Here is a 23,735-nt window from a genome sequence, read left to right as displayed (position 1 = left end):
ATGACAAGATACGAGTAATAAGCCTCCACCAAACAACACTTGCAAGCTCTTTTAATCGCTTACAAGTGTTTTCAAGACCAAATCAGCCCAAGCAGTACTCTGTTTATTTCAGAGTCTGTTTGGGCTTCTTATTTTGGACAATAAATGCGATATCACGTGTTGTTTTCAATCTTGCAATCGATTTCATTTGTGACCTCACTCTAATTATGCAAGGTAATGTAACAATGGAATTGGAATGGTGACAATAGTCACAGAAATATCCTGAACATTGCATAAAATTAAAGTCTAAGGTCAAATAAGGATTCAACATGAACAGTCGTATTACCCTGGCGCTGGAAAGTGCTCCCTCTTCAATTCAAGTACTTTTAAGCGACATCGTATTAGCAGACAACTTTGACGCAACATTCTCTCCAGAACAATTTGCCAGCCTACTACAAGCAAGTGGATTAGCGGATGACGAACTGCGTATTGCGTTGCTTCCTTTTGCTGCAGCCTATGCTTACGTACCGCTCTCGAACTTCTATGTTGGTGCAATCGTGCGTGGTTTGTCTGGTACTTTGTATTTTGGTGCAAACCTTGAAATTGCCGGAGCTCAACTTGGCCAAACCGTACACGCTGAGCAATCTGCGATCAGCCATGCTTGGATGAAAGGTGAAGAAGGTATCTCGGATATCACAATCAACTTCAGCCCTTGTGGACACTGCCGCCAATTCATGAATGAACTGACGACAGCAAAAGAGCTCAAAGTTCAGCTTCCACAACGTGATGAAATGTCACTACAAGAATACCTGCCAGATTCATTCGGCCCAGCAGATCTAGGCATCACAACGGGATTAATGGCTAAACTGAATCATGAATATCAGTCGGATGAAACGACCCCGCTTGTCGTCCGTGCCTTAGAAGCGTTAAACCGCAGCCACGCACCTTACACGAAGAACCTAAGTGGTGTTTCACTACAACTGACAACGGGTGAGATGTTCACCGGTACTTACGCAGAAAACGCGGCATTCAACCCAAGTCTACCGCCGCTACAAGTCGCCTTGGTTCAACTTAAGATGGCTGGCTTCGATTTCGAACAAATTGAAAACGCTGCCTTAGTTGAGATTGCTGATGGTAGCATCAGTCACCTAGCCGATACTCAGTCTACGTTAGAAGCAATTAACCCCGATATTCCAGTGACTTACTTAGCAATCTAAGTACATCTGGTTAACAATATTTTAAATAAGCAGCCCTACTTTTCGGAGCTGCTTTTTTTATGCCTGTAATGAACGGAACAACAAAAGCAAACGTTTGCTTTTATCATGCAAATCAGTATGATCACCCCGTTTTCAATCAATCGTTCATAAGGTCGGAAGGAATTTCTATGTTTGGTACTGCTACTCGTGAAAATGCTACTCGTGTACTTCTATTAGGTTCAGGTGAACTCGGCAAAGAAGTTGCTATCGAGTGCCAACGTTTAGGTTTGGAAGTTATTGCATGTGACCGTTACGCTGATGCACCCGCAATGCAAATTGCACATCGTAGCCATGTATTAGACATGTTAGATGGCGATGCACTGCAAGCAGTCATTGAACTCGAAAAACCAGATTATGTGGTTCCAGAAATAGAAGCTATTGCCACCAGCAAATTGGTAGAGCTTGAAGCACAAGGCTTGAATGTTGTTCCAACGGCTAATGCGACGAAACTGACAATGAACCGAGAAGGTATCCGTCGTCTTGCAGCTGAAGAGCTAAAACTGAGCACTTCACCTTACCGCTTTGCAGACACCTTCGAAGACTTCGCCGCTGCTGTTGAATTCGTGGGTATGCCTTGCGTTGTTAAGCCTGTAATGAGTTCTTCAGGCAAAGGCCAAAGCGTTATCAAAACTGAAGAAGACATCCAGAAATCTTGGGACTACGCACAAGAAGGTGGTCGTACTGGCGCGGGTCGTGTGATTGTTGAAGGCTTCATCGACTTTGATTACGAGATCACTCTGTTAACCGTTCGCGCTGTTGATGGTGTTCACTTCTGTGCGCCTATCGGTCACCGCCAAGAAGACGGTGATTACCGCGAATCATGGCAACCACAAGTGATGTCAGACAATGCCTTGAAAGCGGCACAATACACAGCAGAACAAGTGGTTAACGCACTAGGCGGTCACGGTATCTTCGGTGTTGAACTGTTCGTTAAAGGCGATCACGTTATCTTCAACGAAGTATCCCCTCGCCCACACGATACTGGCTTAGTGACATTAATGTCTCAAGATTCATCTGAATTCGCACTGCACGTACGCGCATTTACTGGTATGCCGATCAAATCAATCACACAATACGGCCCGTGTGCATCAGCGGTTATCCTAGGGCAAGGCACTTCAACCAACATTCGCTTTGAAGGCCTTGTAGAAGCACTAGACGCACCACAAACGCAAGTTCGTTTGTTTGGTAAGCCTGACATTGATGGTCGTCGTCGTCTTGGTGTGGCGTTAACTCGTCGTAACAGCACAGAAGCAGCAATCCAAGATGCCATTGAAAGCGCAGCTAAAGTAAAAGTGATTTATTAACCTGCTATTCAATTCTGAACAATCACGAGTTCAAATCTAAACAATAAAAAAGATGGGCTGGTTTAGCCCATCTTTTTGTTAGTGTTATCTTTTTACTTAACTGAGTAATCTGAGAGCTTAAGCTTCAGACTCAATTAAATACACTTCTTCACAGAAACGCGACAAGCCTTTCTTAGCAATCTTAGGATGTTCATCGTCTGCAATATCTTGATTCAACAATGTGATTTTGTATCCCGCGAACAACTGATCGATTTCTAGTTTAGGTACGCTAAACGGAGGCCCTGCCATCTCGTTTTGATCGTAGTCCAATGTCACCAACAACATCTTGCCACCTGGCTTTAACAGATGCTTCAAACGTTCCACATATTGCACGCGCATCTCAGCAGGCAAAGCCACCAAAGAAGCACGGTCATAAATAATGTCGACAGGCTGAATTGGCGCTGTGAAGTAATCACCCGTGTAAACACTCAGTTCGTCGAACTGGTAGAGCTCATGCTGGCCATTAATTTGAGTCACAGTCGGTGTGTAAAAGTGCTCTGAGAAAAATGCGCGAACCGCAATCTGGCTTAATTCAACCCCTTGAACCTCTTCATGCTTAGACGCTAACCAGATCAGATCTTCGCTTTTACCACAAAGTGGAACAAACACACTCTTCTCGTAATTAGGGTTAGTTTTTTCCCAAAATTCAATCAGAAGTGGATTTACATCTTCAAGGTGGAAACCAATTTGGTTGGCTGCCCATTTATTGTGCCAAAATTCAGGATTATTCATCTTTCGTTCATGTTAAACAGTCATACTGCAAGGGTACAGTATAGAGAAGTAAGAGCAACCTTCGCTTGGTTTAAAATTGCCAGTTAGACTCGCTAAAAATTAAACACTGACTGAGTTCAACATTCTTAAACAAAAGGGGCAAATGCTTGAATTATTTGTCTATATGTTCACATTTTAAAGCAATATTAAACGTTAGAGTTGGTTTCTACCTCAACTAGCCCCATTTAATATATAGTGAGTTTAGTTAGGCTGTTTTCACTCTTATGCGTTACTGGTTACCCCTTTAGACTATCCGTTTTTGTAACCTTGTATTTTGGAGTTTGAATGAGTGTATTTCTCCGTACGACGGCCCTAATGCTTCTAGTATTGAGCCGAGCGCCTGCATTCGCAGCAGCACCTGTTTCAACGAGTTCAACTGATCAATCGCGCACACCTGCGCAAAACCAAGTTTCATCTAACGTATTCCGCCATAGCCTAAGTGGCCTATACGGCATTAAAGCATTCGACTCACGTCCGACTCAGCCTTACACTGACTTCGACATTCTTTACAGCAAAGCTCACCAAGCACAAGCTGAGCTAGAAACGATCTGTAAAAGTACTGCCCTACTTACTAATTCAGAAGCCCTATTCGCAGGCGTTAAATCTCAATCTCGCGCCCAAGAAAAGATTGACCTTGAGCTTGATGGCGATGTAACAAGAATTACCGACCTAGCTCGTGCAACGATCATTGCAAACGACGTAGAGAGTTTGGTTGAAGTGTACGAATCACTAAGCCGTGAAGCGGACGTAGTGAAATTGAAAAACAAGTTTAAGTCTCCTGCTGATTCTGGCTACCGTGACCTTAACCTGTTAGTTCGTTTGCCTAAAACCAACATCATTGCTGAAGTTCAGCTTCACTTAAAAGCAATTGCTGATGTGAAAAGCGGCCCTGAGCATGAACTATATGAAATCATCCAAGGTATTGAGCGTCACGCGATTGCAGAAAAACGCCCGATCAATGACATCGAAGCTGCACAAATCAATAGCTTAAGACGCCAGTCTCTAGAGCTTTACCAACAAGCATGGCAACCGTATATCACAACTCACATCAAAGCGGCATAACGCGTCTACAACTGTAATCGAATAGATACTAATAAGGGCTGAAGTCACAGCCCTTTATTTTTCTTTGTTCTAGATACAAAAAGACCACGCTTGGCGTGGTCTATTGCTTGGCTACTTTTCGATTTTAATATTCTCGACTCGGGCCTTTAGTTTTTGTCCCGGTCTAAAAGTAACAACACGTCGAGCAGAAATTGGAATGTCTTCACCAGTTTTCGGGTTACGACCTGGTCGCTCGTTTTTTTCGCGAAGATCAAAGTTACCAAAACCTGACAGTTTTATCTGTTCGCCATTTTCAAGTGCTTTACGAACTTCCTCGAAAAACACTTCAACCGTTTCCTTGGCATCCCGCTTGCTGTATCCGAGTGTTTCAAACAGGTTCTCAGCCAAATCGGCCTTCGTGAGTGCCATAAAACTTTCCTCAAAGCTATGTTATACATTGCTACCATCACCAGTAGCGCCAAAGCATTTACCCTATTCAATCAAAGAGATAAGGTCATTTACAAGGAAAGTGTATGCCAAGCTTCTGATTTTCGCCAACTTTTTTATTTGAACAATTGGTTTATTCTTTCTAATCAGCAAGATAACCCACTTCGAAACTCACACATATGGCTAAAAATGCTCTCCTCCCGACAATCACAGTAGAACTTAAACCTACCAAAAACAAAAACAACGGAATTTAATACTTTAGTTTTCTAAATGTTAATTTCTGAGACTTTTATCGTATATCTAATTAAATCAGCCACTTGATTTGATATCAAACTCAACAAAGCACAATAAATAACCACCTTTTAATATGAGATTAATATCACCTCAGTATTTTATTCGTTCAACAATCTAGAACTTTACAACCATTGCTTACGTATCAATATTGGTTATTCGATCGAAGGGGAAGTAAAGCATTAATTAGACGACTTAATCGGAATTACCCATCAATGTTCAAACTGAATTTTTGATTTTATGTCCTTTGCTTATGACTATTAAGTCACCAAGTTGTTCATCGCTTTTTGTCATAAAAACACTGACTATTATGCTCATTACAACGAGCGTAGTTCCCCGGGACTGTAAGGAAAAACACTTACCTTAAAACCCTGAAATGCTGAGTTTGCAAGGGGGCGCTAAATTATGCAACTCGGCCAATGACAGCTCATTTATTTTTTCTAAGTATATATCCGTCAGCGCTGGCGTTTTCCTGTATTCGAAGAGAACTTATTATGAGTAATAAATTTGAAAATAAACCATTACCTTCCTTTATCGAAGAACGCTTGAACTTTTATGTTCAAGACCTCATTACCCCAAACAAAAACCAAAGGCACTTGGTATTAGGGAAACGCCCCAAGTCGAACGCCGTGGTTATGCAGAGTAATGACTACCTATCACTATCGCATAACGTGAACATCCAAAAAGCACATAGGGATGCGATCTCAAAGCACGATGATAATGTAGTGATGTCTGCCATATTTTTGCAAGATGAACAATCTAAGCCAGCGTTTGAAACCGAACTCGCAGCCTATGTCGGGATGGAAACCTGTTTGCTGTCCCAATCTGGTTGGGCTGCGAATATTGGGCTGTTGCAAACTATCTGCCCACCTAATACTCCGGTGTATATCGATTTCTTTGCACACATGTCCCTATGGGAAGGAATTCGTGCTGCTGGAGCTCATGCTTACCCGTTTATGCACAACAACATGAATCACCTGCGTAAACAGATCCAACGTAATGGATCAGGCGTGATTGTGGTCGACTCTGTTTATAGCACCATTGGCACTATTGCCCCACTACGCGACATCTACGAAATGGCGCAAGAGTTTGACTGTGCTTTGGTCGTTGATGAGTCGCACTCGTTAGGTACTCATGGTAAAAATGGGGCGGGTTTGGTTCAATCTTTAGGGCTGACCAACAAAGTGGATTTTATTACCGTGAGTTTAGCCAAGACATTCGCTTATCGTGCCGGTGCCATTCTTGGTCCTAAACGGCTGTCAGAGACCCTTCCATTTGTCGCTTACCCCGCGATTTTCAGCTCTACCGTGCTGCCACAAGAAGTCATTCGCTTAGAAAAAACGTTAGAGGTAATCAAAAACTCTGATGATAAGCGAGACACCTTATTCAAACGAGTCAAAACGCTCACAACAGGCCTAAAACAAATAGGCTTTAACATTCGTAGCGAGTCACAAATCGTGGCCTTAGAATGCGGTAGCGAAAGAAACACGGAGCATGTGCGTGACTTTCTCGAAGAGCGGAATGTGTTTGGTGCTGTATTTTGTCGCCCTGCAACTGGAAAAAACAAGAACATCATCCGATTCTCAGTGAATGCTGACATGACTTCGCAAGATATAGACCACGTTCTCAGGGTATGCGATGAAGCATTTCATCACCCTGAGTTAGAGTTCATTTAATAATACCGTTCATGTAATCAATAAAGACGATTGAACGAAACGCACTCTACCATGTCGCAATATAAAAGAGCCCAGCATTTAACTGAGCTCTTTCTTGTCGCTTGTTATGTATGAAAAACAGCAAACACCCTTGTAACGATAAACTAAATCCAATGTGCAATTTTATCAAATAATCGGTTCTTGTCCGCCGGCTTAACAATAAAATCAGACATGCCTGAAAGATCCATCTTCTCCAGAGTGACAGGAGAGCTATCCCCCGTATGCGCAATGATAGGCACAGAGGAGAACGCTTTGTTTGCACTTCGGATACGACGAGAGGCTTCAACACCATCCATAATTGGCATCTCGATGTCCATCAGAATTAAATCGATATGATCAGTATCCAAAGCATCCAGTGCCTGCTGACCATTTTCTTTCTGAATAACATCAAAGCCTTGTTTTTCCAACAGCATAGCGGTAAAACGACGTAAGGATTCATTGTCATCGACGACCATAATTGTACGCTTGTTAGTCGTGTTTAACGGTTTTACAGACGTGGAAGATATCGCATAACTAGACTCAAACAGTAGGCGATCAACTGTCGTTTGGGTATTCAAAAGCCACACTTGAGTTTCAACCCAAATAGGTTCAAAAGATACATTGTGGACACGTTTTAGCGGGGAATACTCATACAAATAGACAATTCGAGATTCCGTGAATGACAGTAAAGATTCCATTCTCTCCAGGCAATTCGCTTTTAAATCTAAGCTCTCTATATCAACAAAAATCAAATCGAACTCAAATTGATACTCTTTTCTGTTGAGTGTTGAGGCAACGTCTAGAACCGTTAATTCAAACCCCATAGTGCGAGCTAATTCCCTAACTTTAGCAGTGAGTATGTTTTGTTCGCTCACCATCAACACATTCTTTAATTTTGTCAGCTCACTCTTAATCTCTTTTACTGCGTTCGAAGTAAGCTGCGGGAAAGTCATTGTAAACTGTGTCCACTCATTTATTTCAGACTGGCATTTTATTTCGCCACCAAATGACTTCATGACCTTTTGGCAAAATGGCAAGCCCAAGCCATAGCTTCCCGATTTACCCGTCGTATAGAAGTCTTGGAATATGCGTCGAATAACATCACTTGAAATACCAGAACCGTTATCGGAAACCACTATTTGATTAGCGATATCATCACTTTTTATAGAAACATGAATATGGAACTCTTCTGGGCTACGGTGATGGAACGCATTTTTTAACAAATTGTACATCACATACTTCAATAAAGTATCACTGCCTAAGAAACTGAACTCCCCCTGTATGTCCAGAGATATTGCTTGTCTATCTGACGCACGTTTATAATTAAAACTATCTATCGCATCACCGACCACCGTTTTCGCCGAATGCTTTTTAAAGGTAGAACGGGATACACGGTTTTCATCAATTGAGGTCAACAACAGATCAATGGTTTCGTTGCCTGAATGAATGATATTCATCGCCTCATCACTCACTTCTCGTAGCTGTCTCACTTCTTCATCGCTCAGAACATATTGCCCCTTGTGATTACCAGCTTTTGGATTCGGCAATATAGACTGCATGACATCAATTGAGGTCAATAGGCCACTAAGAGGATTTCGCATCTCGTGCGCAATACCTGCACCAAACGACTTAGCCAAAGACACCTTCGCTTCATGCTCTAGCTGATTACGGAAATAGAATAAATTACCAAACAAGTAAATGAACAAAAAGATAGGCACGTGCGTCCAGTTCATTGTGAGTTCAAGATAAAAGCCCTGCGCCGCCCATGCACCTATTGTAGCAATGCTGATTCCAGCAAAGGTCTGCGCGAACATAACCCTCGTTACATGCACGAGTAAAATATGAAGGAATATGGCGGACATGAACGACATAACCCAAACATTGGACCAATTATTCATTAACAACATGAAGAAAAAGAAGCACGGTAGACAGAGTGTAATTGCCACTTGATAATAGACCGGAAGATATTTTCTCCACTCACACGGGATGTGATTACGATAAATGATCCCGAAGAACAATACAGAGCATAACAAGCGCAACGTTAAGTTTTCATAAGGTTGGGGGAACAGAAACTCCCAAACAATATAATAGATTGGGAAGCCGACAAAACCCATCCAACCAACGAGGGAAAGGTTTGGTTCTGCATACTGATAAACTTTACGAATAGCGTTCATACGAAATTCTTTGCACTCTGGGCCCTGACATTGACTAGTTGTATGGTTGTTTTTATATGGTTCTTATTGAGTATATTATACATCATTCATGATCAGTGAGGTTTCAATCATATAAGTAATAAAACTTTGTACTCGATTAAGCATATTTGGCTCGCAAATATACATGATTTACCCGTTAGGAACACTCACTGACAAAGAACTTAATATCGTCAATTGACACATATATAGCCCAAACACATACACGCTACGCGTCATGCCAACTCTTATGCAACAACTATTTCATGATTGGCACTATCATCTATAAACTCAACCGTCGTCGCTTCACTTTGATCAAATACAAAACCGCACGCTCAGGAAACAAAAAATGCCCCTAAATAGGAGCACTTATGTTACTTACTGTATCAATAAAATTTATTTTAATGCCACTGCATTTCGCCGCTAAGAACCTTAGCACCAAGCTCAAGATCACCTTCAGTTGTCGAAAACTGCGGGTAGGCCTTCTTCATATAACGACTGATATCACCGGATGTTGGGTTGTTTTTACTTTCCAGTGCCTTTTCAATGTCAGCCACGTAATCAATCGTAAATTGAACACCGTTAACGCCAGATGGCATCTTACCAAGGTAATGACCTGGAATTACAACCTCTGGTTCAAGTACCTTCATTCGTTCTAAAGATTGTGCCCATTGATGACGAATCTCTTTCGACTGCGTGTCTGCCATCCATACATGCACTCCGCTATATACCGAAACCCCACCAAACACCGTTTTCTCCGACGGCACCCATAGGTAAGCTTGATGCGTGTTTATTTCTTTCACTTCGATGGTTTCGCCTTCAATACTAATCGTTGTGTCGTTTAATACTGTCGGAACAATCACTTTAGAGGGGGAGTTTTCACCTAAGATTGGCCCCCAATATTCTAGTTTCGCATCTTTAGTTCGTTTGATATGCGCAACTACCGCCTCACTGGCAACAACATCAACACCTGGGAATGCATCCATCAAAGGCTCTAAACCAAAGTAAAAGTCTGGGTCACCACTGCTGATGTAAATCATCGACAATTCTTTACCCGTTGCTTCGATCTGTTCCACCAACTTCTGTCCATCTGCGACACTAAATTGAGCATCGAACAGAACCACTTCCTTTTCACCAGAGACAAGTACTGAGCTTGCTGGGAATATCGCATTTTCACCAGGGTTATAGTGAGTGATGTTTAAATCAGCAGCAGAAGCAAAACTCGATACTGCCGCTGTTGCTAAAAATAGTGCAGTTGTTGAAAAAACGTTTGATGACTTGTTCATTGCTTTATTCCGTAATTAAGAGCTGAAACTATATAGGCTCGTTGAATATGTAACACATCTTATTTGATTAAATTTAGATTAAATAGATATCAAATTAACTTTCACTGTTGCGATTTTCGGACATATACTATGATTAACTCGCTTTCTTTAGATGGTAAAAACAATGGATAAACTTGAGGCCATGAATGTCTTCGTCACAATAGTGGAGCGTGGCAGCTTAAGCGCGGCCGCAGAGCATCTTGAACTATCTCGAACCAAAGTGACACGCTATCTAGGAGAGCTAGAAGGTTGGATGGACACACGCTTGCTTCACAGAACCACTCGCAGCTTGAGCCTAACCAGCGCAGGAAAAGAGACGCTTGAAGTCGCAAGGGAGTTACTTGCCCTTGAGGCATCGTTAGCAGGTATCAGAAATCAAAACCGCCAGCACTTAAAAGGCCAACTGCGTCTTACCGCAAGTTATTCCATTGTCGATAGCTTCTTGATGGACGTAATCAGCCGCTTCATAGCGAATTGGCCAGAGGTAACAATTGATATTGTCTCTACCGATAAAACAGTCAATCTTGTTGAATCGCGTATCGATTTGGCGATTCGTATCACTAACGAACTTACCCCTAATATTGTTGCTAAACATCTAGGTGAATGTCGCTCGGTGATTTGCGCGTCGCCTCAATATCTAAAAGAGAACGGCACCCCAAAAAGTGCGCAAGATTTAGCGCACCACAACTGTTTGTCATTCAGTTACTTTGGTAAGACCGCATGGACGTTTAATGGCCCCAATGGACTCGAATCGGTGCCGATTAAAGGGAATATTAGTGCGAATACATCTGAGGTTCTGCTTTCTGCGACACGAAAAGGTAACGGTATCTGCTTGCTGCCCTTTCCTTCTGTAGAACACTTGATAAAAAATGGTTTGTTGGTTCCGCTGCTCTCTGAATGGAAACCTAAAACGCTCGGTGTACACGCGGTTTATGGGACGCGTAAACAAGTCACACCACTGCTAAGAGCCTTTATCGACCACCTATCTAACGAGATGGAACAGTCGACAAGCTGGTAGGTAACTGCCTTCATTAATAATACTGATATGGAATAAGTATTATTCATTTTACTTATGACACATTAATTCCTATCGTAGTTCACACCATTCAAACTAAGCAAAGATGATAATCGAAATAATGTTGACTCAAATAGGACAATAAAATATGACTGCCATTACTGATTTAGAGGTTCTGTTGAAATCCATGTCACCAGAATTGATTGAAGGGAACTACGTATTTTGCACTGTAAAAGGGGTGCAATCGGATTACTTTCAACTTAACCCGATAGCGACTTTTCGAGAAAAAGAGGGCTTAACTTTAGTTCTCGAAGAATCCGTAGCCACCAAATTCCAGCTAGATTTCGATGGTGTATTTAGCCTCATCACACTATCCGTACACTCTAGCCTCGAAGCTGTCGGATTAACCGCCGCTTTTGCTACTAAGCTTGGATCATATGGCATTAGCGCCAACGTTATTGCAGGCTACTATCACGACCATATTTTTGTGCAAAAAGATAAAGCTGAAACCGCGATGAAAGCGCTACAAGAATTCTCAGATTAAAAATAACGAAACCGTTAGGGGCTAAGTACAAAAAAAGCGACGTAATCTACGTCGCTTTGGGTTATTGCTCACCGCTCTCTAATTGATCAGGCATCAGCTAGCTAGCCAGTTAAGCAAGTTTAAATGTCGCTACTTTGTCACTTAAGCTAGCGGCTTGATTCTTAAGTTCATTCGACTCAGTTAAGCTATCTTGTGAGCCTACGACCAACTGATCGGTCACATCTTTAATAGACGTAATGTTTTGAGTGATTTCACCCGTCACATGAGTTTGCTCTTCAGCTGCAGTCGCGATTTGCGTCGCCATGTCACTAATTAAAGCGACGGCAGTGTTGATTTCTTCTAACGCATGAGAAGCTCTGTCGGCATCTTCCACAGAATGTAATGCCAGCTTAGAGCTGCTCTCCATAAGCTCAACAGCTTGACCCGTTGTACGCTGTAGAATATCAATCGTTGATTTGATTTCTTCTGTTGAAGAGTGTGTGCGCTGTGATAGAACACGTACTTCATCGGCAACCACCGCGAAACCACGCCCCTGCTCACCAGCACGAGCCGCTTCAATCGCAGCGTTCAAAGCAAGTAAATTCGTTTGCTCTGCAATGCCTTGGATTGTCGCTAATACGGTTGAAATCTCTTGAGCGTGCTTGTTTAGCGCACTAATCACATTACCCGCTTCGTTAACTTCATTTGCTAAATTATTGATTGAACCTTTAGTATCAACCACTAACGCGTGGCCATTATTGGTGCTTGTTGCTGAATCTTGTGCCGCTTTTGCGGTTTGCTCTGCATGCGATGCAATTTCTCGTGTTGCGCTGGCCATTTCGGTTACAGCCGTCGCCACCATAGTGATTTCTTGTTGCTGATGATTAAGCTCGCTCACCGAAAGGTTAGCTCGCTGTGCGCTTTGTTCTGATTGGCTATTCAGTTGTTCTGATTGACCACGAATATGCCCAATTAACTGCTGTAAGCTACCAACAAACGTATTGAAATTCTGTGCTAACTCGCCGACTTCATCTTGGTTCTCTACATGAATACGTTGAGTTAAGTCACCACTACCATTCGCAATTTGTGCCAAAGCGTTAGAAACATGATTAAGTGGACGGAATAGAATGGTACATAACAGGTTAAACAGCACCGTACATACAATCACTACAAATAACGTCACTAAAATTTGGCCAATAACAGCATCAAATAACGGTGCAACCAAAGAGTCATGATTAACAACGCTGACGGTAATCAGGCTCGTCCCGTCAATAGAACGCGCGTAAAGAACATAATCGCTTCCGTTCAACTCTATTGTTGTGTTTTTTCCGCTAGCTAGCGCTTTCTGGACATCAGAAAAATCCAATCCAAGTGAACTGATATTCTTATTCAATAGCTTAGTATCAGCGTGTGTGTAAACCGTGCCCTTATCAGTCGCGATAAACATGTAGCCTTCCCCAGGAAGGATCACTTTCTCTAAACTATTTAAAATATCGGTAATTTCAACATCTGCTCCTAGGACAACCTGATCGCCATGCAATTGCATCGCTTTACCTAACGATACAACGTTTGCACCAGTGGCAGCTGCAACCGTTGGGTTATCCATAAACACTTTGCTTGGATTCGCTACCGCATTGGTGTACCAACCCCATTGGCGAGGGTCATCATTACCTGCAGGAAGTACAACTCCGTTCGCGTTCTTTTGCGAACCATCAGGAAACGCTAAGAAGACATTATCAAAGGAGGCTGAGTCACGAACTTGTTTAAGGTGAGTAACCAAACTTTCTTGTTTGGACTCTTTCGACAGAGACGTCAACGCACGCTCTTTAGATAAAATCCAATCCGATACGTACTGGTTATAAGAAGCCGATGTCCCTTCTAAACGTTGCTCAACCTCAGTATCTAATCGTTGCAATGAAGCCCGGAAAGAAAGAGCTTCGACCAAAATCCCCCCCAGGATAATGGCCATGCTGGCAGAGATAGCCAATTTATTTTTAAGCGAGAGTTTCTTTAACATAGGAAACCTATAATTTGTAAGTAAAAACCGAGGCGAACAAATTCGTTGCCAAGACGGTTGCAAGCTGAATATATTTTACGCTTTAAAATAAATTAAAAAAACTAACCAACCAGCTGTATTACCAAGATCTGTGAGCTAGAAATTAGATCTAGATCAACTCACAAACCAGAACGACACACGCTAAAAATAGATGACAATGTTCAGATGATTAAATGCCAAGCCTTTTGCTTCATTGATAATAATCTACTCAACAAAAAAGGCTTTAAAGTAACGAGGCCTCTGATTAACATCCCCCTCCCTGAAGAATGATTCACATTAACGATATGAGTTGAGGTATCACTTAACAACAGCTATCGACTTTTAGCTAAAGTTTGATTGATAAACAATGCGGACAAAATGACCACCAACGCTAACCACGTTGTTGTTTGAACAGACTCATCCGCAAGTAGTACACCAATCAAAACACCCACTGCAGGTACAAGGTAGTTAGTCATCGAAGTGAATACCGCGCCAGCGTTTTTTATACTCATCATATAAAGATAATAAACAACACCTGCACACAGAACTCCTAGGTAAATCAATGAAAACATTGATGATGCTGACGGCTTAACAGTTGTGATTGGGGCTGTTAAAAATGCGATGAACAGTAGTTGAATACTCGCCATACAAAGTACATTTCGAGCAACAACCAGTGGATGCACATCTCGTACACGATTAAGCAAGAGAAGCGCAATAGCGAAACATACGGCTGCAACGATAATTGCAGCAGAACTCACTAAATTAATAGCGCCAGTATTCGATGACAGCTCTGGGGAAAACAAGATCAATAACCCACTAAACCCAACTATGACACTAACGGTGTTCCCTTTACTTATCGTCTCACCTTTAATAAACACAGGTGAAAGTAGTAAAGCGTAAAAAGGCAGTGTGCCCATCAATATAGCCGCGATTGAACTCGTTAGGTTTTGTTGAGCCCAAGGAACCAGAACAAAAGGAATAGCGGCTTCTAGCAACCCAATCAGAGCAAAAAGGCCCCATTGCTTACTCGCACTTTTAATTCCCATTATTTTGCATATAACAATAAGGGTCAGCGCCCCCAGTATTGCTCGAAGCGTCCCTACCCAAACAGGAGAAAAACCCTCAAGAGAAATTTCCTGAAAAACAAACTGTGAGCCCCAAATAAGTCCTATTGCGATTAACGTTAAGTAGTTTTTTAGCATGTTTATATTGCCTAGAAGATTAAATCTCATTGAAAGTACAAGGTTTAATATAATGAAAATTCAATGTTTTACATGACATTCTGTTGACCTATTGAGTTATGTTTTGAACGTTAGAGAGTGTAAAACTTCAAGCAAACTTTAAGTCAATAGGTATTTTAAAAATCACAACCAAGCAAATAAGTACTTATAAATTAGCAACTAATGATAAAATCAAGCCCTATTCCTAACACGCTAATTCATGAAGCAACGTAGCGTTCACCTTACCAATGCATTAATCTCATAAGCTGTTAAGTACTCAGAGTTTTCCTATGTCCCGAAGTCAACGTCTCTTCGACCTGCTCCAATTATTGCGTTGTCATAAATACCCAGTATCTGCCGATCACCTCGCTAAAGAGCTCAACGTGAGTACTCGCACCATTTATCGCGATATCGTGACACTACAAGCGCAGGGCGCTGAAGTTGATGGTGAAGCCGGAGTTGGTTATCAATTGAAACCCACCTTCACTCTCCCACCTATGATGTTCTCAATGGAAGAGTTGGAAGCGCTGCGGCTTGGCGCTGAATGGGTAGCCAAGCAAGCCAATGGGGAATTCAGTAACTCGGCTAGAAATGCCATCGCCAAGATTTCTGCCGTGCTACCTGCTGACCACCAGGCCAAACGCAGTGATGACATTGTGCGTGTTGCTTCAATCATTGAGGTTGCAGAGTTAGCCATCGAACTTTCAGATATCAAGTTAGCAATTAAGCAGCAGAACAAAGCTGAGATTCATTACATAGACGCAAAAGCTAATGTGAGTTTAAGAATCGTTTGGCCAATGTTGATTGGTTTATTCGAACAGCACTATGTTTTGGTCGCTTGGTGTGAAGCGCGAAATGCGTATCGTAATTTCAGGCTAGATAGAATGGCTGAATGGAAAATGCTTGAAGAAAAATATCAGCGTCCGCGTCATGACTTGATCAAAGATTGGCAGAAAATAGAAGGCATTGCAGATAAAGTGATTCGCTACTGACAAAAACTGTCACTGGTACACGCTATATTTCTCTCAACCCAATCGAACTCGATGCAAATCGAATTGACCAGCCTAGGAGCTATTATGTTTACCATTGATTCATTCGTTCTTTATGTCGCAGACATTCATCGCAGCATGGACTTTTACGCCAAAGCATTTGATTGCGAGCCAAAGCTTCTATCACCGACCTTTGCTGCCCTAGACTTTGCAGACAACGTTAAAATCACACTCAAACAGACTGACTTTCTAACACCAGCAAGTACCGTTAAGGGCGGCGGCACTGAGATCTCTATGCCTCTCGCTGACAAAGAGACATTGGGAAACCTCTATGAAACATGGGCAGAAAAAGGGATCCAGTTTGAGCAAGTGCCAGAAGAGTCCGTTTACGGCATCAACTTCCTTGCGGTTGACCCAGACGGACACCGTATCCGCGTCTTCACTTAAATTAATAGGAGCAAGCTGCACTTAGCCGCTTGCTCATCTCATCTCATCAAAAAAGCTTACTAGCCGAAATCTAACGTCAGCAATAATCGAGTCTCGTCAGATGAAGTAACGGGAGAACGATGCACAAGGCCCCCATTTTCATTGCCACTCCAACTCTCTCCTTTCAATAACGCCACATCACCATTCGCCATTTGCTGAATATCAGGTTCATGAGCGTATAGGCCTGAAGCCGAATCTGGCTGTCCGCAGCTACCACGACCAAGCTTCGAACGATCGACCACGTAATTTGGCAACCATTGAGTCGCGACACCATGATAGGTAGTCACTAAGCGGCAAGGTACTTGGTCAACATGGAAACGGGGGCACATCGCTTTATTCAGAACCGCTAGACGCAGCCCTACTTCTTCAAGATCGAACAAACAACAGAACATATCCACCAACTCCGACATGTTTTCTAACAGCGCTTTAGAAGCCGTTCCGTCGGTCGCGAATTCCAATTTCTCATAAGCGTTGTTGGGTGAAAGGCTAATAGACTTACTAAATTTTGGGTTAGACGCGATAAACTCACCGATGGCACCTGTTAAGTCAGCATCAAGTGTACGCTGCCAAATCGTAATATTAATATCGTTTTGATAGATATCTGCCAGTACCGTTGGCTGCTCAGAAACACTAAAGCATGGCTTGTGACTCTCCTGGTCCTTGATACTCACGGCGGAACTAATGTTAAGTGGCTGATTATTATTGGTCGCCAAAGGCTTCGTTAACACGGCATTCATTACGTCATCTCCTTGATACATGCTTATCGTCTTCCTCTTACCAATACGATCGTTAGTTACAGCAAGAGTTGTTTAAGTTATGTTATAACATAACCTAAAATACACAAGTAACTTAGCCGATCATGGTTCCAATAATATGGCAATACTCTACTTTCCTCAGGTAATTTGGTGGATGCTAAACTAAGCTTTTATCGACCTTTCTTTTCCAAAAGATGTGTTAAAGAAGTTCTTTAAGCGAACAGCTCGATAACGTTAAATCTATAAATTAATCAACATGGTGACAACTTATGAAAAAACGAATACCTACGCTCGGTCTTTTTTGCATTCTCATTTCTGCGCCATCTTTTTCAGAAACGGGCTACACGTTAGATCCGAAGTTATCGAACGTTACATTCGCGACCATTAAGAAGCAGTTTGTTGTCGAGCCCGCATCCATAAAACCTCTATCGGGCGGGCTTACAAAAGATGGTCAGTTTTCCATTTTATTAGATTTGAAGACCGTCAACACCGGAGTCTCGATTCGCGACCAGCGACTGAATGAGCTCTACTTTGAATCGATGACTTTCCCTGAAGTGGAGATTTCAGGAAAGGTTGACCCTTCAATGCTATCTGGCAACCCGAAAAATACGACCATCGAAACTGAAGTCACCTTACACGGCGTAACCAAAACCATCGACTTCCCGGTTATGGTTGTTCCGTCTGAAGGTTTTGTTATGGTCAATTCAACATCAACCATCATCGTCAATGGCGCTGATTTTGGGATATCGACTGAGAACCTAAACAAGCTTTCAGCAACTGTCGGCGGGCTAGCGATTTCTGACAAGGTTCCGCTAAACTTCAATCTACTCTTCGATAGATAATGGAATCGCACCTCCCCCTTTTAATTCACCACCGAATAGCATCCAACGATCTCATTCAGTTGGTCTCAGAAGGGGGGCTTTGGTGTTGCAGATGTTAGTCCGAACTCTAAACATTCACTTCGGTATTTGCTTGGAGTTTTATTGAATACTTTTTTAAAAGCATAGATATAAGTGGAATCAGAGGCGTAGCCCAATTCCATAGCAATATCCTGAATAGTTTTGTTTGTGCTTAACAATTTCAACGATAACACTAGCCTAATATTCTGACGCCACAATGAGAACGACATCGAGAACTCTTTTGAGCACAGTCTAGATAATGTTCGCTCTGATGCCCCTACCTTTTTAGCCCACTCTTTTAGTGTAAATGACAGGTCAGGTTGTTCTGTTAACTGAGTAAAAATAGAGAGAAGCCTTTTATCAGTAGGGATCAACAATGGTATTTCGTAGCTATCTGCTACAGAAACTTGATCCCTTAACACCATCAAAAGGTGCGTAATATTAGATTCTGGTTGTGATTGTTTTTTTGTGTCGAACAACAACAGTATTAACTCTTTTATGAATGAGCTTACGAGGCATGATTTAGGCTCTATTCCAAACTGTACAAACTTATCCGGATTAAGATAGATTGCCAAAAAATGCGTATCTGTTACCGCTACAGATTTATGAATTGTGTTGGCCGGTATGTACAACATTGCATTATGAGGCACTACTGCGCACTTTTCACCAATATTGGATTGCAATAACCCCTTCATTGGAAAAACGATTTGATGCCAAGCATGTAAATGGAGATCATCGATATAACCGGAAGGCATCTGAGTTTTTTTGGCTATGAATTGTTTGGCCGGAAATTGTTGTATCAGTTCATTGGCTTGCATTGTTGGCGACTTATCGACATTTAATGCCATATAGTATAAGACGCGCCAGATTTTTTTGATATAGCATTATATTTCTTTCATTAAACTAGAGAAACAAAGATGCATATACACTTCATTATCCATGAACATTTTGAGGCTCCGGGGGCATACGAGACTTGGGCCCAAACACATGGTTACGCGATTAGTTATTCTCGTGTATACCTCGGTGACTCCCTTCCAACTAGTATTGAGGACATTGACTTGTTAATTGTGATGGGAGGACCACAGAACCCACAAACCAGCCTAAAGCAGTGTCATTATTTCGATGCTGACGCAGAACAAGCTCTGATATCAAAAGCAATTAATGCCCGAAAATCAGTATTAGGGGTTTGCTTAGGCTCTCAATTGATAGGTGAGTCGTTAGGAGCCACGTATCAACAAAGTCCTGAACGTGAAATTGGTAAGTTTCCCATCACGTTGACACAAGAAGGACTAACTCATCCTTTATTCGCTCACTTTGATAAGGAACTCAAGGTTGGTCATTGGCACAACGACATGCCAGGGCTCACGCCTGTCGCTAAAGTTATCGCTTACAGTCAGGGCTGCCCAAGACAGATCGTCGCCTACAGTGATTTAGTGTTTGGTTTTCAATGCCATATGGAGTTAACCAAAGCTCTAGTTACAGATCTCATCGACAATGATGACCTGAGCAACTCCAAAGAGCACCGTTTTGTAGAAGATGCAGAAGTTCTATTAAACCATGACTATGATGAGATGAACCAAAAACTGATGACCTTTCTAGATAAGCTAACAGATTACTATCAGCTAAACCCACCGAGCGTTCAACTTTAGTCTAATGAACCATGACTCTTGGCATGCCTAATTAAAACAGTTGCTGAATACCTCCCCTACTGGTGGGCCGTATCTGAACCTAAGCATTCAAACACATGAGCTATTATGCCTGGCTAATGGACGCTTTAGATTCAGATTGGTATGACTAACAGCGTAATGATATTGATAGGAAATCATGTCAGTATTAAGCGTAATACAAAGCCTAAACTGGAAATCAAAGGCATACCAAAAACCTTAACCCGTTGCTAAAACACCTAACGTTGCCAAAGAGAACTTCTTTTCTATGCTGAATAAAAACATTGTGAATCAAGACAGTTTAGCCGGAATGGGTGCGACCCTGATAGGCAATGGAATCGGTAGGTTCGCATACATAGCCTTAATGCCAGCTTTGATCCAAAGCGGCTGGTTTAGCGAAAGTGATGCGTCTTATCTTGGTGTGGCAACGCTTTTGGGATACATATTAGGGGCTCCTGCTGCCAACATATTATTGCGTTACTTTAGCGCAGGTCAGTTGATTCGTGCAGCCATGTTAGTAAGCAGTTTTAGTTATCTTAGCTGTGCAATGCAGGATGCACCTTTATCATGGTTTTATGCTTGGCGCACTTTAGCTGGTGTAGCCGGTGCTATGTTAATGGTTGTCGCCCCACCGGTTATTGTTCGTAAATTCAGCTCCGATGTAAAAACTAGAGTCAGCGGCGTCATATTTTCGGGCATCGGTATCGGCGCGATGTTATCGGGTACATTAATCCCAATACTGATTTATTTCAGCCTAATATCTGCTTGGATCGGAATGGGAGTCATAGCACTAGTAACGACTATGCTCACTTGGAATGCATGGAAAACCCAGCTTAACTCTTCAAAAGCGCACTATATTGATGCGTCTTTCTCGCAACTTTCGAGACCTAAATTAGTGAGCGTATTGCTTATTCTAATCGCGTATACCTTCGACGCCGTTGGGTACCTTCCTCACACCCTGTTTTGGGTCGATTACATTGTACGAGAACTAAACATGTCGTTTACTAGTGGCGGCTTGTTCTGGGCAACCTTCGGGATAGGCGCAGCCATTGGCCCGCTGATTACCGGTATCCTAGGAGATAAGCTCGGCGTTAAAAACTCGCTCTGCATAGCATTTAGTTTAAAAGCACTAGGCGTAGCACTACCGCTATTAAGCTCCCACCCGGTTACCCTTGCTATTTCTTCATTATTGGTTGGTATTTTCACTCCAGGAACCGTAACACTGATATCGACTTACACATTGGAAACCGTGGGTTATGAACTGCACACAAAAGCATGGGCTGGGATGACCCTATCTTTTGCTATATCACAAGGAGTGATTGGCCTGTTAATGGCGTACTATTTGAACCACGCAGCGTCATACAATTTGCTGTTTGCGATTAGTGCGAGCGCTTTAGCGTTGTCTGTGGTTTGTATTTTGTCGACATCAACTCGCCCTACTTCTAAATCAAGGTTTCAATCGGTCAAGTAACTCATTAAATAAGGGACTATCATGCAACTTTACCTCAACGAAACGTCGCCTTTTTCACGCGTCGTAGTAGCAACGGCACTGCTATCACGCAGCTCACCACTATCATTTGTTTGGGTTGACCCATGGAATTCGCCAGAGAACCTAAAAAGAGTCAACCCGTTTTGTCTAATCCCTGCGTTAGAACTTGAAGACGGCACATCGCTCACCGAAAGTTTGTGTATTTGCCAGTACCTCATTGAAATCTATCAACCTCAAACACTACGCCAAGTGACGTTAAGTGATACCAATGAAATGCAACAGTTGGGAACAGCCAAGACATTAATGGAGATAGCGTTTCGAACCGCAGCGATCACTCGCTATTCAGACAACGATAATCCACTTATACAAAGAGGAAAAGAAGGCATTCTTGGTTCATTAAAGCAACTTGACCAAATGATAGAACAACACGGACTAGACGCTCACCTTACAAATAACCTCTCTACTCTGTACCTCCATGTTGCTCTAGATTATGTGAAATTCCGTCATGCTACATTGTTTGGTGAAGTTGATAGCCGCAACATAATCGATTTCATGCGACAGTCTCCCTTTGGGAGCATATTGTCTCAAATCAATATCGACGCTTTAGCTCAAAAGCCCACCTATGAACGATTACTTGTGGCCTGTAGCCATAAAATAACAGGTATTACTAACGTAGAGAAAAGCACAGTTAGAATGGGTTATACTTAGGCTGACATTAATATATTTCCATTAGTGTCACATGTCGTTACATAGCATGAAGCCTTAGTGCTTTACATCTAGGACTGGGTAAAGAACAATCCCAGAGAATAAATCCATAACATAATGTATTTAGAATTATGAGTAACACAGAAAACAAACAATCGAGCCCTCTATTCGAGATTCTTTTTAACGTATTTCTCCCTTCTTTCATCCTAATGAAGTTCAGTGGAGATGAACACCTTGGAACGGGTTTAGCATTACTTGTCGCGCTAGCCTTCCCTATCGCTTATGGTGGTATGGAGCTCATACGTAACAAAAAATTTAACTTCATCGCGGCCCTTGGCTTTGTTAGCGTACTATTAACGGGCGGCATCGGTTTCTTCGAGCTGGACACTCGTTGGTTAGCGTTAAAAGAAGCCCTGATCCCAGGGCTAATAGGTTTAGCGGTTCTTGGATCGACGTTTACTCGATACCCATTTATCCAAAAAGTCATCTTCACGCCTGCGTTACTAAACACTCCTCTGATTGAAGAGCGCTTAAGGCAGTTCGGCAACCAAGCGCAGTTTTACCGTTGTCTGATGACATCAAATTACCTGTTCGCCAGCACTTTCGCATTCTCTTCTGCGATGAACTATTTTCTAGCAACTTGGATTGTAACAAGCCCAACAGGAACACCAGCCTTTAATGAAGAGCTTGGTAAGTTGACACTTTACAGTTACCCAGCGATTGCCATACCAAGCCTTTTAATGATGCTTGGTATTTTCTATTACATCTGGCGCCAAGTTCGCTCCATGACGTCGCTAGAAACAGAACAAATTTTTGTTACTAAATAGTCTAGACACTATTTTCTCACTGTATGACCCAAAGCCCAGCTTATCGCTGGGCTTTCAGTCTCTGTCGCCTCGTTAGGCTGCGGCTTACGATTGGACTTATGAACCAAACGATAAGTTTGAGGTCACATTTCTCGAATAAACTTAGATAACCAAACTTTAAGCGACTACTAATTAAAGGGTTGCAATTAATCGAACTGAAAAGGGTTTTATCATCAATCTTGTTGATTACTTTACAAAACCCTACTCAAGCGTTAACACCATTTCAGTCCCTATTGCTAAGATAGAACAAGCTCGGTGTAAGAATAAGCACCTGCCGTACTCAATAAGGAATATAGAATATGAACAAATCTCAATTAGTTGAACACATCGCTACTTCTGCTGATATCTCAAAAGAGCAAGCGGGTTCAGCGTTAAGTGCTCTCGTTGAAGGTATCTCTGGTACACTAGCTAAAGGTGATGACGTAGCGATACTAGGATTTGGTAGCTTTAAAGTTAACACCCGTGCCGCCCGTACTGGCCGCAACCCACGCACAGGAGAAGAAATTCAAATATCCGCCTCAAAAGCGCCAGCCTTTAAAGCAGGAAAAGCACTAAAAGAGGCGTGTAACCTTTAACGAAGCAAAAAAACAAGGAAATTTACGATGACTACGCCAAAGGAAAAAGCGAAAACCAGTCGCAGTAAGAAAGCAGGCAAGTCAACCAAAGCACCCGCTGAAACGCCTAAAGTCCGTCAACGCATTGAAGTGCTTCTTGAAGAGCGTGAATTAGCCAAACTGTTAGCGTTATAGTTTA

The 23,735-nt window shown here is 42.3% G+C and carries 23 protein-coding genes; 15 read left to right on the top strand and 8 right to left on the bottom strand.

Translation table 11 applies throughout. The features are described from left to right. Nucleotides 1-308: 308 nt before the first annotated feature. On the top strand, nt 309-1,196 hold the full coding sequence (gene cdd, locus OCV24_RS06600; protein ID WP_150878497.1) for a cytidine deaminase: 888 nt from the start codon (nt 309-311) through the stop codon (nt 1,194-1,196). 167 nt (nt 1,197-1,363) lie between these two features. Then, on the top strand, nt 1,364-2,539 hold the full coding sequence (purT, locus tag OCV24_RS06595; RefSeq protein WP_137008070.1) for a formate-dependent phosphoribosylglycinamide formyltransferase: 1,176 nt from the start codon (nt 1,364-1,366) through the stop codon (nt 2,537-2,539). A gap of 117 nt (nt 2,540-2,656) precedes the next feature. On the opposite strand, the gene OCV24_RS06590 is transcribed toward purT, so the two are convergent. Next, a complete protein-coding gene (locus tag OCV24_RS06590; protein ID WP_136979692.1) occupies nt 2,657-3,310 on the bottom strand; it encodes a thiopurine S-methyltransferase in 654 nt (217 codons plus the stop codon). Between the two features lie 324 nt (nt 3,311-3,634). On the opposite strand from OCV24_RS06590, the gene OCV24_RS06585 reads away from it, so the two are divergent. Beyond that, nucleotides 3,635-4,411 (top strand): RelA/SpoT domain-containing protein, encoded by a 777-nt coding sequence (locus OCV24_RS06585; protein WP_077680486.1) that lies wholly within the window; start codon nt 3,635-3,637, stop codon nt 4,409-4,411. Nucleotides 4,412-4,522: 111 nt separating this feature from the next. Here OCV24_RS06585 and ihfA read toward each other — a convergent pair whose 3' ends face one another. After that, nucleotides 4,523-4,819: an integration host factor subunit alpha gene (gene ihfA / locus OCV24_RS06580; protein ID WP_150878495.1), complete on the bottom strand. Its 297-nt coding sequence runs from the start codon at nt 4,817-4,819 to the stop codon at nt 4,523-4,525. Between the two features lie 803 nt (nt 4,820-5,622). Between ihfA and cqsA the strand changes: the two genes are divergently transcribed. Further along, nucleotides 5,623-6,804: an alpha-hydroxyketone-type quorum-sensing autoinducer synthase gene (cqsA, locus tag OCV24_RS06575; RefSeq protein ID WP_150878493.1), complete on the top strand. Its 1,182-nt coding sequence runs from the start codon at nt 5,623-5,625 to the stop codon at nt 6,802-6,804. A gap of 143 nt (nt 6,805-6,947) precedes the next feature. Here cqsA and OCV24_RS06570 read toward each other — a convergent pair whose 3' ends face one another. Then, nucleotides 6,948-8,996, bottom strand: a complete 2,049-nt coding sequence (locus tag OCV24_RS06570) for a hybrid sensor histidine kinase/response regulator (RefSeq protein ID WP_150878491.1) — start codon at nt 8,994-8,996, stop codon at nt 6,948-6,950. Nucleotides 8,997-9,412: 416 nt separating this feature from the next. Next, nucleotides 9,413-10,297: a Vmh family MBL fold metallo-hydrolase gene (locus OCV24_RS06565; RefSeq protein ID WP_150878489.1), complete on the bottom strand. Its 885-nt coding sequence runs from the start codon at nt 10,295-10,297 to the stop codon at nt 9,413-9,415. A gap of 163 nt (nt 10,298-10,460) precedes the next feature. Between OCV24_RS06565 and OCV24_RS06560 the strand changes: the two genes are divergently transcribed. Both OCV24_RS06560 and OCV24_RS06555 read left to right on the top strand, forming a co-directional pair. Then, on the top strand, nt 10,461-11,354 hold the full coding sequence (locus OCV24_RS06560; RefSeq protein ID WP_017057457.1) for a LysR family transcriptional regulator: 894 nt from the start codon (nt 10,461-10,463) through the stop codon (nt 11,352-11,354). 145 nt (nt 11,355-11,499) lie between these two features. Further along, nucleotides 11,500-11,895, top strand: coding sequence for an ACT domain-containing protein (locus tag OCV24_RS06555; protein ID WP_017057458.1), 396 nt, complete (start codon nt 11,500-11,502; stop codon nt 11,893-11,895). Nucleotides 11,896-12,004: 109 nt separating this feature from the next. Here OCV24_RS06555 and OCV24_RS06550 read toward each other — a convergent pair whose 3' ends face one another. Next, the gene (locus OCV24_RS06550; RefSeq protein WP_046224068.1) at nt 12,005-13,891 is read right to left on the bottom strand and encodes a methyl-accepting chemotaxis protein; all 1,887 of its coding nucleotides are present in this window, start codon (nt 13,889-13,891) and stop codon (nt 12,005-12,007) included. Nucleotides 13,892-14,241: 350 nt separating this feature from the next. Continuing rightward, nucleotides 14,242-15,111 (bottom strand): DMT family transporter, encoded by an 870-nt coding sequence (locus OCV24_RS06545; RefSeq protein ID WP_077680493.1) that lies wholly within the window; start codon nt 15,109-15,111, stop codon nt 14,242-14,244. Between the two features lie 308 nt (nt 15,112-15,419). Here OCV24_RS06545 and OCV24_RS06540 point away from each other — a divergent pair, with 308 nt between their 5' ends. Both OCV24_RS06540 and OCV24_RS06535 read left to right on the top strand, forming a co-directional pair. Further along, a complete protein-coding gene (locus OCV24_RS06540; protein ID WP_150878487.1) occupies nt 15,420-16,121 on the top strand; it encodes a helix-turn-helix transcriptional regulator in 702 nt (233 codons plus the stop codon). An 84-nt stretch (nt 16,122-16,205) separates the two neighbouring features. Next, nucleotides 16,206-16,565: a VOC family protein gene (locus OCV24_RS06535; protein WP_150878485.1), complete on the top strand. Its 360-nt coding sequence runs from the start codon at nt 16,206-16,208 to the stop codon at nt 16,563-16,565. Nucleotides 16,566-16,624: 59 nt separating this feature from the next. On the opposite strand, the gene OCV24_RS06530 is transcribed toward OCV24_RS06535, so the two are convergent. Then, entirely contained in the window at nt 16,625-17,341 is a 717-nt protein-coding gene (locus OCV24_RS06530; protein ID WP_150878600.1) for a DUF1826 domain-containing protein, read from the bottom strand. Nucleotides 17,342-17,628: 287 nt separating this feature from the next. Between OCV24_RS06530 and OCV24_RS06525 the strand changes: the two genes are divergently transcribed. Then, nucleotides 17,629-18,201 (top strand): YceI family protein, encoded by a 573-nt coding sequence (locus OCV24_RS06525; protein ID WP_150878483.1) that lies wholly within the window; start codon nt 17,629-17,631, stop codon nt 18,199-18,201. Between the two features lie 65 nt (nt 18,202-18,266). Here OCV24_RS06525 and OCV24_RS06520 read toward each other — a convergent pair whose 3' ends face one another. Next, nucleotides 18,267-19,076 (bottom strand): helix-turn-helix transcriptional regulator, encoded by an 810-nt coding sequence (locus OCV24_RS06520; protein ID WP_077680549.1) that lies wholly within the window; start codon nt 19,074-19,076, stop codon nt 18,267-18,269. 99 nt (nt 19,077-19,175) lie between these two features. Between OCV24_RS06520 and OCV24_RS06515 the strand changes: the two genes are divergently transcribed. The 6 genes from OCV24_RS06515 (at nt 19,176) to OCV24_RS06490 (ending at nt 23,731) form a co-directional block, all read left to right on the top strand. Continuing rightward, a complete protein-coding gene (locus OCV24_RS06515) occupies nt 19,176-19,907 on the top strand; it encodes a type 1 glutamine amidotransferase (RefSeq protein WP_017057467.1) in 732 nt (243 codons plus the stop codon). A gap of 283 nt (nt 19,908-20,190) precedes the next feature. Beyond that, on the top strand, nt 20,191-21,393 hold the full coding sequence (locus OCV24_RS06510; RefSeq protein WP_077680497.1) for a YbfB/YjiJ family MFS transporter: 1,203 nt from the start codon (nt 20,191-20,193) through the stop codon (nt 21,391-21,393). A 21-nt stretch (nt 21,394-21,414) separates the two neighbouring features. Then, the gene (locus OCV24_RS06505) at nt 21,415-22,119 is read left to right on the top strand and encodes a glutathione S-transferase N-terminal domain-containing protein (RefSeq protein WP_150878482.1); all 705 of its coding nucleotides are present in this window, start codon (nt 21,415-21,417) and stop codon (nt 22,117-22,119) included. Between the two features lie 128 nt (nt 22,120-22,247). Next, entirely contained in the window at nt 22,248-22,943 is a 696-nt protein-coding gene (locus OCV24_RS06500) for a VC0807 family protein (protein WP_017057470.1), read from the top strand. 338 nt (nt 22,944-23,281) lie between these two features. After that, nucleotides 23,282-23,557, top strand: coding sequence for an HU family DNA-binding protein (locus OCV24_RS06495; RefSeq protein ID WP_017057471.1), 276 nt, complete (start codon nt 23,282-23,284; stop codon nt 23,555-23,557). 27 nt (nt 23,558-23,584) lie between these two features. Then, entirely contained in the window at nt 23,585-23,731 is a 147-nt protein-coding gene (locus OCV24_RS06490; protein ID WP_017057472.1) for a hypothetical protein, read from the top strand. Nucleotides 23,732-23,735 lie beyond the last annotated feature (4 nt).

Origin of the sequence: Vibrio kanaloae (genome assembly GCF_024347535.1) — a bacterium.
In the GTDB taxonomy this organism is placed as follows: domain Bacteria; phylum Pseudomonadota; class Gammaproteobacteria; order Enterobacterales; family Vibrionaceae; genus Vibrio; species Vibrio kanaloae.
This window is presented reverse-complemented; position numbering and strand designations above follow the sequence as displayed.

Excerpts from the sequence above, each read along its gene's own strand:
- cdd (WP_150878497.1), top strand. The coding sequence starts at position 309 with ATGAACAGTCGTATTACCCTGGCGCTGGAAAGTGCTCCCTCTTCAATT.
- purT (WP_137008070.1), top strand. The coding sequence starts at position 1,364 with ATGTTTGGTACTGCTACTCGTGAAAATGCTACTCGTGTACTTCTATTA.
- OCV24_RS06590 (WP_136979692.1), bottom strand. The coding sequence starts at position 3,310 with ATGAATAATCCTGAATTTTGGCACAATAAATGGGCAGCCAACCAAATT.
- OCV24_RS06585 (WP_077680486.1), top strand. The coding sequence starts at position 3,635 with ATGAGTGTATTTCTCCGTACGACGGCCCTAATGCTTCTAGTATTGAGC.
- ihfA (WP_150878495.1), bottom strand. The coding sequence starts at position 4,819 with ATGGCACTCACGAAGGCCGATTTGGCTGAGAACCTGTTTGAAACACTC.
- cqsA (WP_150878493.1), top strand. The coding sequence starts at position 5,623 with ATGAGTAATAAATTTGAAAATAAACCATTACCTTCCTTTATCGAAGAA.
- OCV24_RS06570 (WP_150878491.1), bottom strand. The coding sequence starts at position 8,996 with ATGAACGCTATTCGTAAAGTTTATCAGTATGCAGAACCAAACCTTTCC.
- OCV24_RS06565 (WP_150878489.1), bottom strand. The coding sequence starts at position 10,297 with ATGAACAAGTCATCAAACGTTTTTTCAACAACTGCACTATTTTTAGCA.
- OCV24_RS06560 (WP_017057457.1), top strand. The coding sequence starts at position 10,461 with ATGGATAAACTTGAGGCCATGAATGTCTTCGTCACAATAGTGGAGCGT.
- OCV24_RS06555 (WP_017057458.1), top strand. The coding sequence starts at position 11,500 with ATGACTGCCATTACTGATTTAGAGGTTCTGTTGAAATCCATGTCACCA.
- OCV24_RS06550 (WP_046224068.1), bottom strand. The coding sequence starts at position 13,891 with ATGTTAAAGAAACTCTCGCTTAAAAATAAATTGGCTATCTCTGCCAGC.
- OCV24_RS06545 (WP_077680493.1), bottom strand. The coding sequence starts at position 15,111 with ATGCTAAAAAACTACTTAACGTTAATCGCAATAGGACTTATTTGGGGC.
- OCV24_RS06540 (WP_150878487.1), top strand. The coding sequence starts at position 15,420 with ATGTCCCGAAGTCAACGTCTCTTCGACCTGCTCCAATTATTGCGTTGT.
- OCV24_RS06535 (WP_150878485.1), top strand. The coding sequence starts at position 16,206 with ATGTTTACCATTGATTCATTCGTTCTTTATGTCGCAGACATTCATCGC.
- OCV24_RS06530 (WP_150878600.1), bottom strand. The coding sequence starts at position 17,341 with ATGAATGCCGTGTTAACGAAGCCTTTGGCGACCAATAATAATCAGCCA.
- OCV24_RS06525 (WP_150878483.1), top strand. The coding sequence starts at position 17,629 with ATGAAAAAACGAATACCTACGCTCGGTCTTTTTTGCATTCTCATTTCT.
- OCV24_RS06520 (WP_077680549.1), bottom strand. The coding sequence starts at position 19,076 with ATGCAAGCCAATGAACTGATACAACAATTTCCGGCCAAACAATTCATA.
- OCV24_RS06515 (WP_017057467.1), top strand. The coding sequence starts at position 19,176 with ATGCATATACACTTCATTATCCATGAACATTTTGAGGCTCCGGGGGCA.
- OCV24_RS06510 (WP_077680497.1), top strand. The coding sequence starts at position 20,191 with ATGCTGAATAAAAACATTGTGAATCAAGACAGTTTAGCCGGAATGGGT.
- OCV24_RS06505 (WP_150878482.1), top strand. The coding sequence starts at position 21,415 with ATGCAACTTTACCTCAACGAAACGTCGCCTTTTTCACGCGTCGTAGTA.
- OCV24_RS06500 (WP_017057470.1), top strand. The coding sequence starts at position 22,248 with ATGAGTAACACAGAAAACAAACAATCGAGCCCTCTATTCGAGATTCTT.
- OCV24_RS06495 (WP_017057471.1), top strand. The coding sequence starts at position 23,282 with ATGAACAAATCTCAATTAGTTGAACACATCGCTACTTCTGCTGATATC.
- OCV24_RS06490 (WP_017057472.1), top strand. The coding sequence starts at position 23,585 with ATGACTACGCCAAAGGAAAAAGCGAAAACCAGTCGCAGTAAGAAAGCA.